The 14,685-nt window shown below is 66.1% G+C and carries 14 protein-coding genes and 1 pseudogene; 11 read left to right on the top strand and 4 right to left on the bottom strand.

Features of this window, described 5'->3' with window-relative positions; genetic code table 11:
- Positions 1-7: 7 nt before the first annotated feature.
- The 7 genes from folB to QRN11_RS16630 are packed head-to-tail and all read left to right on the top strand — an operon-like array spanning position 8 to position 5,459.
- Positions 8-385, top strand: coding sequence for a dihydroneopterin aldolase (gene folB / locus QRN11_RS16660; protein ID WP_285313685.1), 378 nt, complete (start codon positions 8-10; stop codon positions 383-385).
- Positions 382-927 (top strand): 2-amino-4-hydroxy-6-hydroxymethyldihydropteridine diphosphokinase, encoded by a 546-nt coding sequence (gene folK, locus QRN11_RS16655; RefSeq protein ID WP_285313684.1) that lies wholly within the window; start codon positions 382-384, stop codon positions 925-927. The genes folB and folK overlap by 4 nt, the downstream gene beginning before the upstream one ends.
- A complete protein-coding gene (locus QRN11_RS16650) occupies positions 924-1,472 on the top strand; it encodes a DUF3180 domain-containing protein (RefSeq protein WP_142065023.1) in 549 nt (182 codons plus the stop codon). The genes folK and QRN11_RS16650 overlap by 4 nt, the downstream gene beginning before the upstream one ends.
- Positions 1,453-1,965 carry a PH domain-containing protein gene (locus QRN11_RS16645; RefSeq protein ID WP_285313683.1) on the top strand — a complete coding sequence of 171 codons (513 nt, stop codon included), beginning with the start codon at positions 1,453-1,455 and terminating at the stop codon, positions 1,963-1,965. The genes QRN11_RS16650 and QRN11_RS16645 overlap by 20 nt, the downstream gene beginning before the upstream one ends.
- Positions 1,962-3,635, top strand: coding sequence for a PH domain-containing protein (locus QRN11_RS16640; protein ID WP_502935044.1), 1,674 nt, complete (start codon positions 1,962-1,964; stop codon positions 3,633-3,635). Before QRN11_RS16645 ends, QRN11_RS16640 begins: the two co-directional genes overlap by 4 nt.
- Positions 3,628-4,521 carry a Rossmann-like and DUF2520 domain-containing protein gene (locus tag QRN11_RS16635; protein ID WP_285313682.1) on the top strand — a complete coding sequence of 298 codons (894 nt, stop codon included), beginning with the start codon at positions 3,628-3,630 and terminating at the stop codon, positions 4,519-4,521. The genes QRN11_RS16640 and QRN11_RS16635 overlap by 8 nt, the downstream gene beginning before the upstream one ends.
- 2 nt (positions 4,522-4,523) lie before the next feature.
- Entirely contained in the window at positions 4,524-5,459 is a 936-nt protein-coding gene (locus QRN11_RS16630; RefSeq protein ID WP_285313681.1) for a 4-phosphopantoate--beta-alanine ligase, read from the top strand.
- A gap of 138 nt (positions 5,460-5,597) precedes the next feature.
- On the opposite strand, the gene QRN11_RS16625 is transcribed toward QRN11_RS16630, so the two are convergent.
- Complete coding sequence (locus tag QRN11_RS16625) at positions 5,598-5,864, bottom strand: hypothetical protein (RefSeq protein ID WP_285313680.1); 267 nt, start codon at positions 5,862-5,864, stop codon at positions 5,598-5,600.
- A 267-nt stretch (positions 5,865-6,131) separates the two neighbouring features.
- Here QRN11_RS16625 and QRN11_RS16620 point away from each other — a divergent pair, with 267 nt between their 5' ends.
- On the top strand, positions 6,132-6,662 hold the full coding sequence (locus QRN11_RS16620) for a TetR/AcrR family transcriptional regulator (protein WP_285313768.1): 531 nt from the start codon (positions 6,132-6,134) through the stop codon (positions 6,660-6,662).
- 323 nt (positions 6,663-6,985) lie between these two features.
- On the opposite strand, the pseudogene QRN11_RS22565 reads toward QRN11_RS16620, so the two are convergent.
- Positions 6,986-8,660: pseudogene (locus QRN11_RS22565) on the bottom strand (HNH endonuclease signature motif containing protein).
- Between the two features lie 431 nt (positions 8,661-9,091).
- Here QRN11_RS22565 and QRN11_RS16605 point away from each other — a divergent pair.
- Both QRN11_RS16605 and QRN11_RS16600 read left to right on the top strand, forming a co-directional pair.
- Positions 9,092-9,658, top strand: coding sequence for a type 1 glutamine amidotransferase domain-containing protein (locus QRN11_RS16605; RefSeq protein WP_142057129.1), 567 nt, complete (start codon positions 9,092-9,094; stop codon positions 9,656-9,658).
- A gap of 128 nt (positions 9,659-9,786) precedes the next feature.
- Positions 9,787-11,262 (top strand): DHA2 family efflux MFS transporter permease subunit, encoded by a 1,476-nt coding sequence (locus tag QRN11_RS16600; RefSeq protein ID WP_285313678.1) that lies wholly within the window; start codon positions 9,787-9,789, stop codon positions 11,260-11,262.
- 61 nt (positions 11,263-11,323) lie between these two features.
- On the opposite strand, the gene QRN11_RS16595 is transcribed toward QRN11_RS16600, so the two are convergent.
- Positions 11,324-12,160 (bottom strand): alpha/beta fold hydrolase, encoded by an 837-nt coding sequence (locus tag QRN11_RS16595; protein ID WP_285313677.1) that lies wholly within the window; start codon positions 12,158-12,160, stop codon positions 11,324-11,326.
- Between the two features lie 68 nt (positions 12,161-12,228).
- Complete coding sequence (locus QRN11_RS16590; protein ID WP_285313676.1) at positions 12,229-12,900, bottom strand: TetR/AcrR family transcriptional regulator; 672 nt, start codon at positions 12,898-12,900, stop codon at positions 12,229-12,231.
- 221 nt (positions 12,901-13,121) lie between these two features.
- Between QRN11_RS16590 and QRN11_RS16585 the strand changes: the two genes are divergently transcribed.
- Positions 13,122-14,624, top strand: coding sequence for an amino acid permease (locus QRN11_RS16585; RefSeq protein ID WP_285313675.1), 1,503 nt, complete (start codon positions 13,122-13,124; stop codon positions 14,622-14,624).
- Positions 14,625-14,685 lie beyond the last annotated feature (61 nt).

Below are 14,685 nucleotides of genomic sequence, written 5' to 3'. Positions count from 1 at the left end.
CCCAGCCATGGACAGGATTACGCTGACCGGTGTCACTGCCGTCGGCCATCACGGAGTCTTTGATTTTGAACGACGTGAAGGCCAGCCGTTTGTGGTGGACGCGGTGCTCCACCTGGACTTCGCCAAGGCCGCGGAATCGGACGACGTCCGGGACACCGCGCACTACGGCGAGGTTGCGCAGCGTATTACTGAATGGATTTCCGGCGAACCGCTGAACCTGATCGAGGCGCTTGCCGTGCGGATCGCGGACAGCCTGCTCAGCGAATTCCGGCTTGCCGCCGTGGACATCACCGTGCATAAACCGCAGGCACCCATCGAGGTTCCCTTCGGCGACGTGGCGGTCAGCGTCTACCGGGAGAGACCAGCGCAGGGGGAAGCCGCATGAACTCCGGGTATTCCAAGGCGGTGCTAGCCCTGGGCAGCAACCTTGGTGAACGCAACGAGACCCTGACCGAAGCCGTCGCGGACCTGGTGGATCCGCCCGAGGTCCGCCTCCTCGCGGTTTCGCCCATTGTGCAGACCAAAGCCGTGGGTGGTCCGCCGAACCAGCCGGACTTCCTGAACATGGTCATCACCGTCGAAACCAGCCTCACCCCGGAGGAGCTGCTGGAACACTGCCAGTCAGTGGAAAACAAACACCACCGCGTTCGGGAGGTGCGCTGGGGGCCGCGGACGCTCGACGTCGACATCATTACGTACGGCGACCTGCGCAGCGATGACCCTGTCCTCACCCTGCCGCATCCGCGTGCGGCAAGCCGCGCCTTCGTCCTGTACCCCTGGTCCCTGATCGAGCCCGCAGCCACGCTGAACGGTGAACGCATCAGCGTCCTTGCCGCCCGGGCTGATGACTTCGGCGACCTTGCCCTGTTCGACGGCTTCGGCGACTTCGACGGCCTGCCCACGGCAGGAGCTGTGGAGGAGCGATGAAACCCCTCAATCCGCTGCGCCTGATGCTGATCTGCGTCATCCTGGCGGTGGCGGGCTGGTCGGCCACGGTGGTGACCAGCCGCTACGGCATGGCCACTCCCGTCCTGCCGGCCACCGCGCTGGCCACTATGGGCGTGATTGTGGCCATCACCCTGATCCTTGGCATCCGGATCCTGCGGTGGCGCAACAGCAACAAACCCAACAGCTCCAAGAAAAAGACACTGCTCGATCCGCTCCTCGCGGCCCGGACGCTGGTGCTCGCGCAGGCCTGCGCTTATGCGGGGACGGTCCTGCTGGGCTGGCACGTGGGAATCTTCCTTGACCAGCTGCGGATCTGGAGCCTGCGCAGCAACCAGGGCATTACCTGGCTGGCGCTGGCGATGGCGGGCGGCGGACTGGTGATGATCGTGGTTGGCTTCCTTGTGGAGCGGTTCTGCAAGATTCCGCCGGAGGATGGCGATACCAACGGCACAGACGGTAAGACGGGCCGATCGGTACGCGGCGAAGCCACAGGGGAAGGCGAATATGCATACCGGGGCGATTGACCCGCCGGGAATCAGCTGGCAGCGCGTATCACCAAAGTACGTCACCGTCCGGCTGGTGGAGTGGGCGCTGGCGAACCTCATCACTGTGCTCCTGCTGTCCCTGCCCCTGCTGTTTGTGCTGCTTGGTGTGTGGACGTGGCCGCCGCTGTGGCTTGCCGTCACCGTGCCCGCCGTGGCGCTGGTCCTTGCGCTGTGGAGGCTTGTGCTGATCCCGCGGCAGGTCCGCGCCATCGGCTACGCGGAACGCGATGACGACCTCCTCATCAGGACCGGGATCTTTTTCCAGCGCACCATGGCCGTCCCCTACGGCCGCATGCAATACGTGGACATCGGCGTGGGGCCGGTTGAGCGCGGGCTGGGCCTGTGCACCCTGAAACTTCACACCGCCTCGCCGGGGACCCGCGCACACATCCCCGGGCTGCCCGCGGCCGAAGGGGCACGGCTCCGTGAACAGCTCGCGGCGCGGGGCGAAGCCAGGCTGGCTGGACTGTGACGGCAGAGGGACCGCGTCCCGAGCCCGGCGCCCCCAGTACAGCCCCCGCCCCGGCCAATACCGACCCTGCTGCTCCCCGCGTTGCCCCCGCCACCGTAGGCGCGGAACCCCAAGGTGCGCCAGCCAGCACAGCCGACGCCGAATGGCTGCGGGTGCACCCGGCGTCGCCTTTTGTGCGTGGCTGGGTGGCCCTGGCTGCCATCGGCTTCTTTTTCGGCCGGGACGTTTTTGAGCGGGCGCTCCAGGGACGGCCGATCCTGGAGGACGAGTTCGCCGGCCGGGCGCCCTGGCTGCTGGCCGGCGGCGGCATCATGCTGGCCATCGCGGTGCTGGGTTTCATCCTCACCTGGTACTTCACCAAATACCAGGTGTCCGGAGGCTACGTCCGGGTGAATACCGGCTTCATTTTCCGGCAGCAGCGCCAGGCACGGCTGGACCGGGTGCAGGCCATCGACATTGAGCAGCCCCTGCTGGCGCGGATCTTCGGCCTGGCCGAGCTCAAATTCGAGGTGGCCGACGCGGGGGAATCCGCCGTACGCCTTGCCTACCTCACCATGGACGAAGCCCGCCAGCTCCGCGCCACCATCCTGGCGCGCGCCGCGGGTGTGGCCGTGGACCCCTCCCGCCCCGACGCGCCGGCACCCGAGGCGCCGGAATATCCGGTACTGGCAGTGCCGCCGTCGCGCCTTATCGGTTCCCTGCTGCTCAGTGAGCAAAGCGTCTTTGTGCTGCTGGGCGGGGTGGCGTCCGTTGTTCTTTCCGCCGTCACTGACAACCGCGGTTTCTACTTTTACCTGATTCCGGCGGCCCTGGGCCTGGCGGCAAGCTACTGGAACCTGTTCAACAAGGGCTACAACTTCACAGCGGCCATCTCGCCGGACGGCATCCGCCTCCGCTACGGGCTGCTGGACACCCAGGCCCAGACGCTTCCGCCGGGCCGGATCCAGACGCTGAAAGTCGGCCAGCCTCCGTTGTGGCGGGCGCTCGGCTGGTACCGGATCCAGGTCAACGTGGCCGGGTACGGCGGCGTCGAGAACGCTGCCGAGGGCTCCGCCCGGACTACGCTCCTGCCGGTGGGCCGGCTGGAGGACGTGATGGCGATCCTTGCGCTTGTACTTCCGGATCCAGGCACGCCGGATCCTGCCGCCGTCTTCGGCGCAGGGCTCCATGGCATGGATTCCGAGGGCGGGTTCGTCACCACGCCGCGCAGGGCCCGCCTGCTTGCGCCGCTGGGCTGGCGCCGGAACGGTTTTGCCGCCACGGACACCGCACTGCTGATCCGGTCCGGCCGCTGGTGGCGTGAACTTGTGATGGTGCCGCACCAGCGGACCCAGTCCCTGGCACTGCATCAGGGCCCGCTGGCGCGCCGGTTCCGCGTGGCTGATCTGGTATTGCACACCACCGTTGGGCCGGTTACGCCGCGGTTGCGGCAGGCAGGTGAGGAGCAGGCACTCGCGCTTTTTGACGCCCAGTCCGCCCGGGCGCGGCTGGCCCGGAAGCGGCAGACTACTGAACAGTGGCTGGCCCAGGTGGCCCCTGGCACCCCGCTCGGTGATGCGGGGCTTCCGGGTAAGCCCGCCGCCGGGCCCGAGCTGGCAAGTGAGCATCAGCCGGCGGAGGGGCCTGCTGAAACCCCGATCCCAACCCAGAAAGGCCAGCATCATGGCTAAGCCCGGGCGCCTCGGCGTCGGAATCATCGGTGCGGGCAAGGTGGGCGCAGTACTCGGCGCAGCCCTGCGCGCAGCCGAACACGCCGTCGTCGGAGTCTCCGCTGTTTCGGACGCGAGCCGTGAACGCGCGGAGACGCTGTTGCCCGGAGTTCCCGTCCTGGAAATCCAGGAAATCGTGGAGCGGGCTGAGCTGGTGCTGCTGGCCGTGCCGGACGACGCCCTGCCCGGGCTGGTTGACGGATTGGCGAAACTAGGTGCCTGGCAGCCCGGCCAGCTGGTTGCGCACACGTCCGGCCGGTTCGGGGTGGGGGTGCTGCGTCCGGTGCGTGCAGCCGGCGCCGTCCCGCTGGCGCTCCATCCTGCCATGACTTTCACCGGGATGAGCCTGGACCTGACCCGGCTGCTGGACTGCACGTTCGGGGTCACCGCCGATGCCGCCATGCTGCCCATTGCGCAGGCGCTGGTGGTGGAAATGGGCGCAGAACCGGTGGCCATTGCCGAGGCCGACCGGACCCTCTATCACGCAGCCCTGGCGCACGGATCAAACCACTTGGTGACCCTGGTTGCGCAGGCTTCCGAGCTGCTTCGCGATGTCGGCGTCGAATTGCCGGAGCGGATGCTGGGTCCGTTGTTGCGGGCCACCCTGGAGAACGCACTGGCGTCGGGGGAGTCCGCCCTGACCGGGCCGGTGGCGCGGGGCGATGTGGGAACCGTGAAAGCCCACGCGGAGGCCCTGCGGGAGTTCGACGGCGGGCGGCAGGGCGACGTGCTGGCCGCCTACCTTGCGATGGCGCGCGCCACAGCCCTCCGCGCCGAGGGACGCGGGCTGCTGAAACCCGACCAGCTGGGGGAACTGCGCGAGGCCCTGGAACCGGAGGAAGACTGAAGATGCCCATCAAACTCGTCACAACTGTTGCTGATCTGCACGCCCAGAGCGCCCGGCTACTCACCGTGAAAAACGGAACGTCCCAGGGCCTGGTTCCAACGATGGGCGCACTCCACGAGGGGCATGCCGCGTTGGCCCGGACCGCCGTTGAGCAGAACGACGTTGTGGTGGCCACCATCTTCGTCAATCCGCTGCAGTTCGGTGATGCCACGGACCTGGACCGTTATCCGCGGACGCTGGATGCCGACCTCGCGTTGCTGGAAGCACAGGGCGTGGACCTGGCTTTTGCGCCGTCCGTGGAGGAGGTGTATCCCGGCGGCGAGCCGCTGGTGCGCATCACGTCCGGAAGGCTTGGGGAGAAGTGGGAGGGTGCTTCCCGGCCCGGCCACTTTGACGGCGCACTGACCGTTGTGGCCAAGCTGCTGCATTACGGAACCCCCGGGGCGGGGCTGTCGGCTGGTAAGGGGGCAAATAGCGAGGGGGCGCCGGCGGGCGGCCTGCCGGCCTACCGCGCCTACTTCGGCCAAAAGGACGCGCAGCAGCTGGCGCTGGTCCGGCGGATGGCGGCGGACCTGAATTTTCCGGTGGAGATCGTGGGGGTGCCCACGGTCCGGTCGGCCGACGGGCTGGCACTCTCCAGCCGCAACCGGTTCCTGTCCGACGACGAGCGCGAGGCTGCGCTGGTGCTGTCGCGGGCGCTGCGGCTGCTTGAGGAGCGGGCAAAAGCGCGGGAGCCGCTGGACCTGGAGTCTGCGCAGGCGATGGTGGAGTCGCAGCCCCTGGTGGCGTTGGACTACTTCGATGTGGTGGATCCTGACACGCTTGAGCCCTTGGCGGAGAACTGCCGGGAGACGCCGTTCCGGGGTGAGGCTTTGGCCCTCATCGCTGCCAAGGTGGGGCCGGTGCGGCTGATCGACAATATGCCGCTGAGCTCCTAGCGCCAGTGGATTCCCCTGCTTGAGCTGCTGGCGCTTGTACTTTCCTGAACCTGTTGCGCAGGCGGAAGCTTCCCGGGCCGCAGTCTGGCTTGCCGCAGTACCTGCTGAGGTTTGTCTGCGCTAGATTCCAGGGCGGCGCTAGATTCCAGGCCGGCCGCGGCTGGTCAAGAGCTGTTCGAGGAGCGCCTGTTCTGGACGGCCCGGGTTCCGGGCGACGCAGCGGCGGAGCCTGGCCCTGGCGAGCTCCTCGCCCGGCTCGTGGCTGCAGAGGATCTCGTCGATGATCTCTTGGGCCTGCCATCGAAGTGACTCGATGGCGAACTGGCGGATCTCGGCCGGAGTGTCGCCACTCATCCACGGATCGGGATCCGAGGGCACGCTTTGGAACATCCGCTCTGCTGACATAGGAGCCTCCTTGCACCAATCCGAGCGGCCGGTGGGCTGGCCCCTGCGGCGTAGTAAGCACTGCGCGTAAGGGAACAGTACAGCGGGAAAGACCGGTCTGTCTTCCCCTCACGGCGGTAAACTGGAATTGTCATGAATCCAGAAGCGGAGTATCCAGCAGTCAATGCGCTTGACCAGGCATTGTCAGCCGAGCCTGCGGCGGCCGTTCATGCGCCTGCTGAACCGCCCGCCCCGGAGAGTGCTGCCGCCAAGTCCGTGGCCAGGATCATGACGGTGGCTTATGAGCTTTTCTCCCGGCGAGGCGTCCGGGATGTCGGCGTGAATGAACTGGTTGAACGGTCCGGGGTGGCAAAGGCCACGTTCTATCGCCATTTCCCGTCGAAGGACGCCCTGGTCTTGGCATTCCTCGAACAGCGGGACAAGCAGTGGACCGTGGAGGCGATTGTCTCCGAAGCCCGGCGCCGCGGAAGCACACCCACCGAGCAACTGTTAGCCATTTTCGACGTCTTCGGAGACTGGTTCCTGCGGGAGGACTTCGAGGCCTGCTCCTTCATCAACGTCCTGCTGGAGATGGGCCCGGCGCACCCGCTGGGCCAGGCCAGCATCGACTACCTCGCGAAGATCCGGGGACACGTGCAGGCGTTGGCTGCAGAAGCCGGGCTGGAGCGTCCGGACGAATTCGCGAGGTCTTGGCACATCCTGATGAAGGGCTCCATCATCTCCGCCACCGAGGGCGACATGCAGGCAGCCAAGCGCGCCCAACAAATGGCAGGCTGGCTGATCGAGCACCACCGGTAAAGACCGGTTGGTTGGGCGGGAGGGCTCGTTGGCTGCCCCACACGTCCGGTTGACTGGGTTCGTTGGCCGCGTCCGAAGCCCGGTTGGTCGAGCCGGGTTCGTTGTCTGCGCCCCCTGACGCCCGCTTGACCGGGCCTTCACGGTTCGTTCTCTGGGGACGCTGAAGCTCGGTCAGTTGAGCCCTTGGGGTTTGTTGGTGGTGCACCTGAGGCCCTGGTGGCCCGGTTGAAACCTCACCGCGAAGGTTGGCCCGTCGAAACCGGAACCAGGTGCAGATTCATCGAGTGTTCGAATGCAGCCCAAAGCAACCTCTGCCCTCGACCTCAGCCCGATAGCAAGGCTACGAGGGCAGCTTCAAATTGGCTCTTTTCGATCGGCCGGACCTTGGGTATTGCCGTTGCACCCGGCAGCTGCCCGGCTGTACCCGGTGCGCGCGGCAGAATCCCGGGTGGCCATTGGGGTGGTTCGTGGTCGGGTTGTTCGGCTTTGTAGTGGCGGCCGGTGGGTGAGTTCCAGCCGGGTGGTTCGGTTCCAGTGGCTGGGGTGGGTTCCCAGCCACTGTTGTGTTTGAGGCGGTGGTGTTTTGGGCAGAGTTGGGCCAGGTTGCTGATCCCGGTATGTCCGCCGTGTTGCCAGGCTTGAAGGTGGTCTGCCTCGTTGTCCAGGGAGGGGTTGTTGCAGCCGGGGAAGGTGCATTTGCCGTCCCGGATTTGCAGGGCTTTTTTCATGGCTTTGGTGAGCCGGTAGCTGGTGCGGCCGATTTCCAGCGGTGCCCCGTCCCGTGGGTCGACGAGGACCCGGTAGAAGGAGGTGGCACCGTTGGCGAGGAGTTTTCTGGCCATCGATGCGGGGATCGGACCGTAGCCGTCCAGGTTTGCCGGTTCGTCCGTGATGTTGAAGAGGGCTAGTACCGGGACGGTGACCAGGACGTCCGCCTTGGGGACCGGGACGATGCCGAGGTCCGCGTACCCGTTGCCGCCGTTGGACTCGTCCTCGGCGGTGCCGGCGGCGGCGTCGTTGATGTCGGCCGGCGTGAGCGACGCCAGCCCGATCGTGTCCTGGTCGCCGGCTTCGATGGTTACCGGGTTGCCCTCACCCGGGTTGCCTTGTCCCTCGTTTCCTTCGCCTGTGGTGCTTTGTGTTGTGCTGGTTCCGTTGGTGTTGGGTGCGGTGGTGTGGGTGAGGGTTGGGCCGGCGCGGAGGAGCAGGTTGGCGGCGATGTCGGGGCGGAGTTGGGTGATGGTGCGGGGTTCGTTGGGGCCTTGGAGTCCGCGGGCGATGGCGGTGGTCCGGTTCCAGATGGCGGAGCCCTGATCTGCGGGGACGTAGAGGGAAACCCAGGCCATGCCGTCACGGTCCGGGGTGTATTCCATCCGCCGGTCCGCGGCGCACTTGGTGTGGCGTTTCTCCAGGGATTCGGGGTGGTGGCGTTCGCGCCAGCTACGGACCCGGGTCCGGAACCGCGACGGGACGAGTTCGCCGGCGGCGGCTCCACGGGCCCGGGTTGGGGTTCAAGACGTGCTCGACGAGGGCGGCCGCGCCGGTGGGGCTGAGGCTGTCGGTTTCGTCGGCGATGATTTTGGCGTGCTGCCAGGAGATGGCCCCGGCGGTGAGGGCGTCCATGGCCGGCGGCAGGGAGGCGAGTTGGCGGGATTGGGTGATGAGTGTTCCGGCGGCGGGGGAGCTGATGGTCAGGACCCCGGCGATTTCCTCGACGGCGGACATCTCGGCGTAGGTCCGTTCGTGGACGGGCGCTTCCGGCGGGATCATCGCATGCTGGATTTCAATAGCTTCGGCGGCGTCCCGGGCCTTCACCGCGGCGATTTGGGCTTCGAGCTGCTTCGTTACCGCCAAGCGCTCGAGCCGGATCTCATAGCGACGCTGCAGCACATCCACAACAGCTCCGCCACAAGCAGCGGCGCCGGCATCGGCTTCCAGCCGCTGATCTTCGAGGAACAGTGCATCGAGCCGGGCAACGGAGGCGTAAATGCCCTCCATCGTTGCCGCCGTACCCGCGCCGTTTCCCATACAAGAATCATCCATCGAGGCACTGACATTCCGATGGGCGCATGGATTCTGAAGAGCGCATGCCGGCGCGTTGGAAATTGCAGGCCCGACCGTCCCGTCAATGCCTTCGCCCGCATCGAATCTCCTCATAAAGACATCCTCAGTGGAGGCCCTGACATTCTTCGTCCATGCCCCGGTTTGGCACCTCTGGTAACGAAATAGCGACGCCCGCCGTCGCACGCCGGCGCCCGGCCGCCGTCGTAATGGTCCTCCCTGCCCCTACGCGGAACAAACGCAAATATAGTCAGCTTGCTTATCACTTCTCCTTTTCCTACGCTGGAAGCTGTCAGGCAAACAACTCTCGAAGCGGTAGTCCGCGCCCTCAAAGACGCGCGTCAGGCCGCTTCACATGAGGAGGAAAAATGGCAGAACACAGCATCACAGGCAAGAAGGTGGCATTCCTGCTGACGGACGGCGTGGAGCAGATTGAGTTGACCAGCCCCTGGCAGGCGGTCAAGGATGCCGGTGGCCAACCCACCCTGGTGGCGCCAAAGAGCGGAAAGCTCCAGGGCTTCGAGGGCACGGAAAAGGGCGACACGTTCGACGTCGACCTCACGGTGGCAGAGGCGAACGCCTCGGACTTTGATGCCCTGGTCCTGCCCGGCGGCGTTGTTAACGCCGATCACCTCCGCGTGGACAAGGACGCCCAGGCTTTCACCAGAAGCTTCTTCGAACAGCACAAGCCGGTAGCCTCCATCTGCCACGGGCCCTGGCTGCTCATCGACGCCGGCGTCATCAGGGGCCGCAACGTCACCTCGTATCACACGCTCGAGACGGACCTGAAGAATGCCGGTGCGAACTGGACCGACGAGGAAGTGGTGGTGGATCAGGGCTTGGTTACCAGCCGCAATCCGGATGATCTCCCGGCGTTTAACAGCAAACTGGTCGAGGAGATTTCCGAAGGCCAGCACGCAGGCCAGACGGCCTAGGACACCGTTTGTTCCCTCAGGGTTAAAGAAAAAATACCGTGCGGAGGAATTACTCCAGCCGGTAGAGTGTTGGAGTCTGCAGCGACGCTGATCGCGCACCTTTCAAACAACTCCCTGAGGGAACACCCATGTCTACCGAAGTCTCTCCGAACGCCAGCGGCAAGTCCGTCCAAACTGAAGGAACCACGCCCGCCGCGCCGGAGAAGATGTCCCGCGAATCGGTAACAGTCATCAGCACGCTGCTGGTGGCGACGTTTGTGGTGATCCTCAACGAGACCATCATGAACGTCGCCCTGCAGCGGCTCATGGTGGACCTCCAGGTTGATGCCCCCACTGTCCAGTGGCTCTCCACCGGTTTTATGCTCACCATGGCCGTGGTCATTCCCACCACGGGGTTCATCCTGCAGACCCTGTCCACCCGCGCGGTATTTATGCTCGCGATGGGGCTTTTTGCCGGTGGCACGGCACTTGCCGCAGTGGCTCCCGGCTTTGAGGTCCTGCTGCTGGCCCGCATTGTCCAGGCCGGCGGTACCGCAATCATGCTGCCCCTGCTGATGACCACCATCCTCACACTGGTCCCCATGGCCAAGCGCGGCGCGGTAATGGGCAACGTCAGCATCGCCATTTCCGTCGCGCCCGCGATGGGGCCCACCGTTTCAGGGCTCATCCTTGAACACTTCACCTGGCGCTTTATGTTCGTGTTCGTCCTCCCGGTGGCCCTCGCTGCCCTTGCCATCGGCGCCAAGTACCTGACCAACGTCGGTGAGACGGAAAAGGCCAAGCTCGATGCCCTTTCGGTCATCCTCACCGTTCCCGCCTTTGGTGGCCTGGTCTACGGCCTCAGCCAAATCGGCGGCGGCCACGGCGGACAGGCGGGCCCGGGTGTTGCAGCCATCGCCGCTCTGGTTATCGGTGTCGCCAGCCTCGCCGTCTTTGTCCTCCGCCAGCTGCGCCTGCAGAAGGGCGACGCCCCGCTGCTGGACCTGCGCGCGTTCAACTTCCGTATGTTCACCGTTTCAGTCCTGCTGATGGTGGTGGCCATGATGGCACTGTTCGGCGGCGTCATCCTGCTGCCCCTGTACCTGCAGGAAGTCCGCGGACTGGGCTCCCTCGAGACCGGCCTCGCGCTGCTGCCCGGTGGCCTGGCCATGGGCCTGCTGGGTCCGGTCATCGGCCGGCTCTTCGACAAGGTAGGCCCGCTGCCGCTCACGGTCACCGGCTCAGTCCTGATGGTGGTGGCGCTGTGGCAGTTTTCAATGCTCGACGCCGGCACGCCCGTCTGGTGGATTGTCACCTTGCACGTGGGGCTGAGCTTCGGACTTGCGCTGTTGTTCACGCCGGCCTTCACCACAGGCCTGAACCCGCTTCCGCCGCACCTCTATTCGCACGGGTCCGCGATCATGAGCACCACGCAGCAGGTGGCCGGTGCCGCCGGTACTGCCCTGCTGGTGTCCATCTTCGCCGTGGTCTCGGCGGCGTCGGGCCTCGTCGCCGGGATGAGTGCCGCCTTCCTGACGGCAACCGTCATCGCCTTTGCCGCCGTCGTACTCTCCGCCATGATGCGCAAGACCGAAGGTGCCGGGGCGGGCCACGGCGGGCACTAGGTGCGGTGGTTGAGCGTGTCGAAATCTCTGGTTTCGGCACGCTCAACCAGCGCTTGAGGGTCTAGCCGGCGTAGAAGTCCGCCAGTTCCTTGATCAGCTTGTCCGGGGCCTTGATGACGCCGTCGTGGCCGAAGCCGGGCAGGATGGTGTAGCTGGAGCCGGAGAGCACGTCGTGGATCTGGCCGCACGCCACCCCGAAGTAGGCCGGGCTCTTTTCGCCCACCACAATCAGCGTTTCCAGCGGCAGTTCCAGGAACGGCTCGGCCGGCATGTCCGCGGCGATGATCGCCTTGATCTCCCGGACGCCCGTTCGCATAAGCTCGCGCTGCTGCTTGCCCTCTGACGTTCCCGCCGTGAGCTTGTTGGCCAGGGTCAGCATGGAGAGCGGCATGCGCGACGAGAAGGCGCCACCGGCTTCGAGGCCGCGCTGCAGGACGGCGAGGGCGCGGTCGTCATCGCCGGCCGCGACGGCCCGCTCGTACTCGGCGGTCCAGTCCGCCTTGACGCTGTGGTTCACGGAGACGGCGGGATCGTAGACGGCGAGCCGTTCCACGGGCAGCGTCCGTGCGGCATGCAGTGCAACGGCACCGCCAAAGCTGTGTCCGAAGACGTCCGTGCTGGAGGTGTGCTTCATCACTGTATCGAGGTCGCGGATGTCCACGTCCAGGGTGTAATCCTCCGGCTGGGGCGATGACGAGCCCCGGCCGCGGCGGTTGAACGTGTGGACCGGCCGGCCCAGGGCAGCGCTGAGTTTCTGGGCGAACTTGGTGTAGTCCGCAGCCGTCACCAGGGACGGCGGGACAACCACCACGCCTGAACCGGCCGAAGTGAGTTCCGTGCCGGTGGAAAAGAGCTCCAGAGTGCCGCCGTCGGGGGTCCTGATGTTCTCACGCGTCATGTTCCGAGCCTAGCCGAGCAACCTGAACGCGGGCACCATGGACACTGCACCGGCTCTCGGCGCTGACATCAGTCGAGGCGTTTGATGAGTTCCGCGCTCTGCTCCCGGATCGCCGGCAATTCAGCAGCCAGCCCGCACAGGATGAGCGCGGCATCCGCGGCCTGCCGGGGAGAGCCGGAGGTGGCGAGGCCGTCCGCCCGGAGGTTGATCAGCGATTCGACCAGGCGGAAGGCCAGGTCGCCGGGATTGGCGCCGGCCAGGGCCGAGGTTCCGGCGGGGGACAGGGCCGCGCCGAGCTCCCCGTACAACGTGCGCAGCTCCTGCCGCGCTGCCAGGAACCGCTGAAAGCGGCCGCTGCGCGCCTCGGGCAGGTGGTACAGGACGCCGAGATTCCAGCGTGCGCTGCACAGTTGCGTCCCGTCGTAAAGGGCGACGGCGTGAAGGCGGCTCCCAGCCGGCACTTCAGCGGGTGCCAGGGCCGCCACTGCCCGGGCGAACTTGAGCCCGCCGGAGACCGTGCCCTCCAGGAGGTCCTCGAGGATGTCGTCCTTGGTTTTGAAGTGGTGGTAGAGCGAGGACTGCCTGATTCCCACGGCATCGGCGATGGAGCGGGTGGAGGTGTTGGCGAAGCCCTGGGTGGTGAAGAGTTCAGCCGCCGCATCCAGGATTTCCTCACGGGCGGTGGCGCCTGGCCTGGAGGGCTGTTGGCTGCGGGGGCGTCCCGGTCCGGCTGAGGTCACTGCCTCATTCTTGCATCATGCCGGGTGCCCTTTGAGCGCCCGAACGGGCGGTGAGGGGACGGAAATACAACGGAAACAAGATGTCAATGCGCCTTTTACAGAGGTGAAACTGTTTGGGGACATCGCGCTGGAAAACTATCAAGTGACCGGTATTCCGCAGCCATCGGCCGAGGGCTGCATTACCGCCGGCCCCCTCGCCTTTCCAGCCCCCGGAGAATCCGATGACCTCAACAGTTCTTCCCACCGTCCACGCGGACGATGCAGATTTGACGTCCCTTGGCTATGAGCCCACCCTCCACCGGAAACTCGGCCGCTACGCTTCCTTTGCCGCCGGCTTTTCCTTCGTCTCCATCCTCACCACCATCTTCCAGCTCTTCGCCTTCGGCTACTCGTTCGCGGGGCCGGCCTTCTTCTGGACATGGCCGGTAGTGCTGGTGGGCCAGCTTCTGGTGGCCCTGAACTTCGCGGAACTCGCAGCCCGCTACCCTCTCTCAGGCGCCGTATATCAGTGGGCCCGGCGGGTGGGCGGCGAGGGCGTGGGCTGGTTCGCCGGCTGGTTTATGGCCATCGCCCAGGTGGTCACCGCGGCTGCCGCCGCCATCGCCCTTCAGGTGGTGCTGCCCCAGCTGTGGGACGGGTTCCAATTGGTGGGAGGTGATTCCGCCTTGAACACCGTGACGGGAGCCGCCAACGCAGTGATCCTGGGCGCCGTGCTTTTGGTGGCCACCACCATCATCAACTCCCTGGGCGTCAAGCTGATGGCCCACGTGAACTCGGTGGGCGTAACCTGCGAGATCGTGGGCGTCGCCGCCGTCATCCTGGCCCTGATCAGCGCCGCCCAGCGCGGACCGGACGTTGTTGCGGACACCACGGTGCTCCAGAATTCTGATCTTGGTGCCGTGGGAGCCTTCCTGGTTTCCGGGCTGATGGCCGCCTATGTGATGGTGGGCTTCAACTCCGCCGGTGAACTCTCCGAAGAAACCAAGGACCCGCGCCGGACCGCTCCCCGCACCATCCTTTCCGCCCTGCTCATCTCCGGAATCGGCGGCGCGCTGATGATCATCACCGCCCTGATGGCAGCCCCCAGCCTCGACGACGGCCGGCTCGCCACCGAAGGCCTGCCCTACGTCCTCACCGCCGTCCTGGGTACCTTCTGGGGCAAGGTCCTGCTGGTGGACGTAGCCATCGCCATCTTCGTCTGCACCCTGGCCATCCAGACCGCGGGTTCACGCCTGGTGTTCTCCATGGCCCGCGACGGCAAACTCCCTGCCTCGGTGCTGCTGTCCTCCGTCCACCCCACCCGCGGCACGCCCATGTGGCCCTCGATCGTCATCGGCGCCCTGGCCGTGGGCGTCCTGGCCATCAACGTGGGCAACGCGGCGCTGTTCACCACCCTCTGCAGCGTCTGCATCGTGATGGTCTACCTCGCCTACCTCCTGGTCACCGTGCCCCAGCTCTTCAACAGGCTTCGGGGCGACTGGAACCAGGTGGGACAGACCCTTCCGGCCGGACTCTTTTCCCTGGGCCGCTGGGGCCTTCCCGTCAACATCCTCGCCGTCCTCTACGGCGCGGTGATGGTGGTCAACCTCGCCTGGCCGCGGCCCGAGGTGTATGACCCCTCCGGGGAGAACCCCGTGCTGCTCTACTCCGCGCCGCTCATGGTGGCAGTGGTCCTGCTCCTGGGCGTCTGGGTCCGGCGCCGGACCCTGCGCACCGCCGAATAACAGCCCTCCAGCACGCAAGCCGCACAGCACGCAAGCCGCACCGAACCCAAGACTTAAGAAC

Origin of the sequence: Pseudarthrobacter sp. fls2-241-R2A-168 (genome assembly GCF_030209335.1) — a bacterium.
Classification (GTDB): Bacteria; Actinomycetota; Actinomycetes; order Actinomycetales; family Micrococcaceae; genus Arthrobacter.
This window is presented reverse-complemented; position numbering and strand designations above follow the sequence as displayed.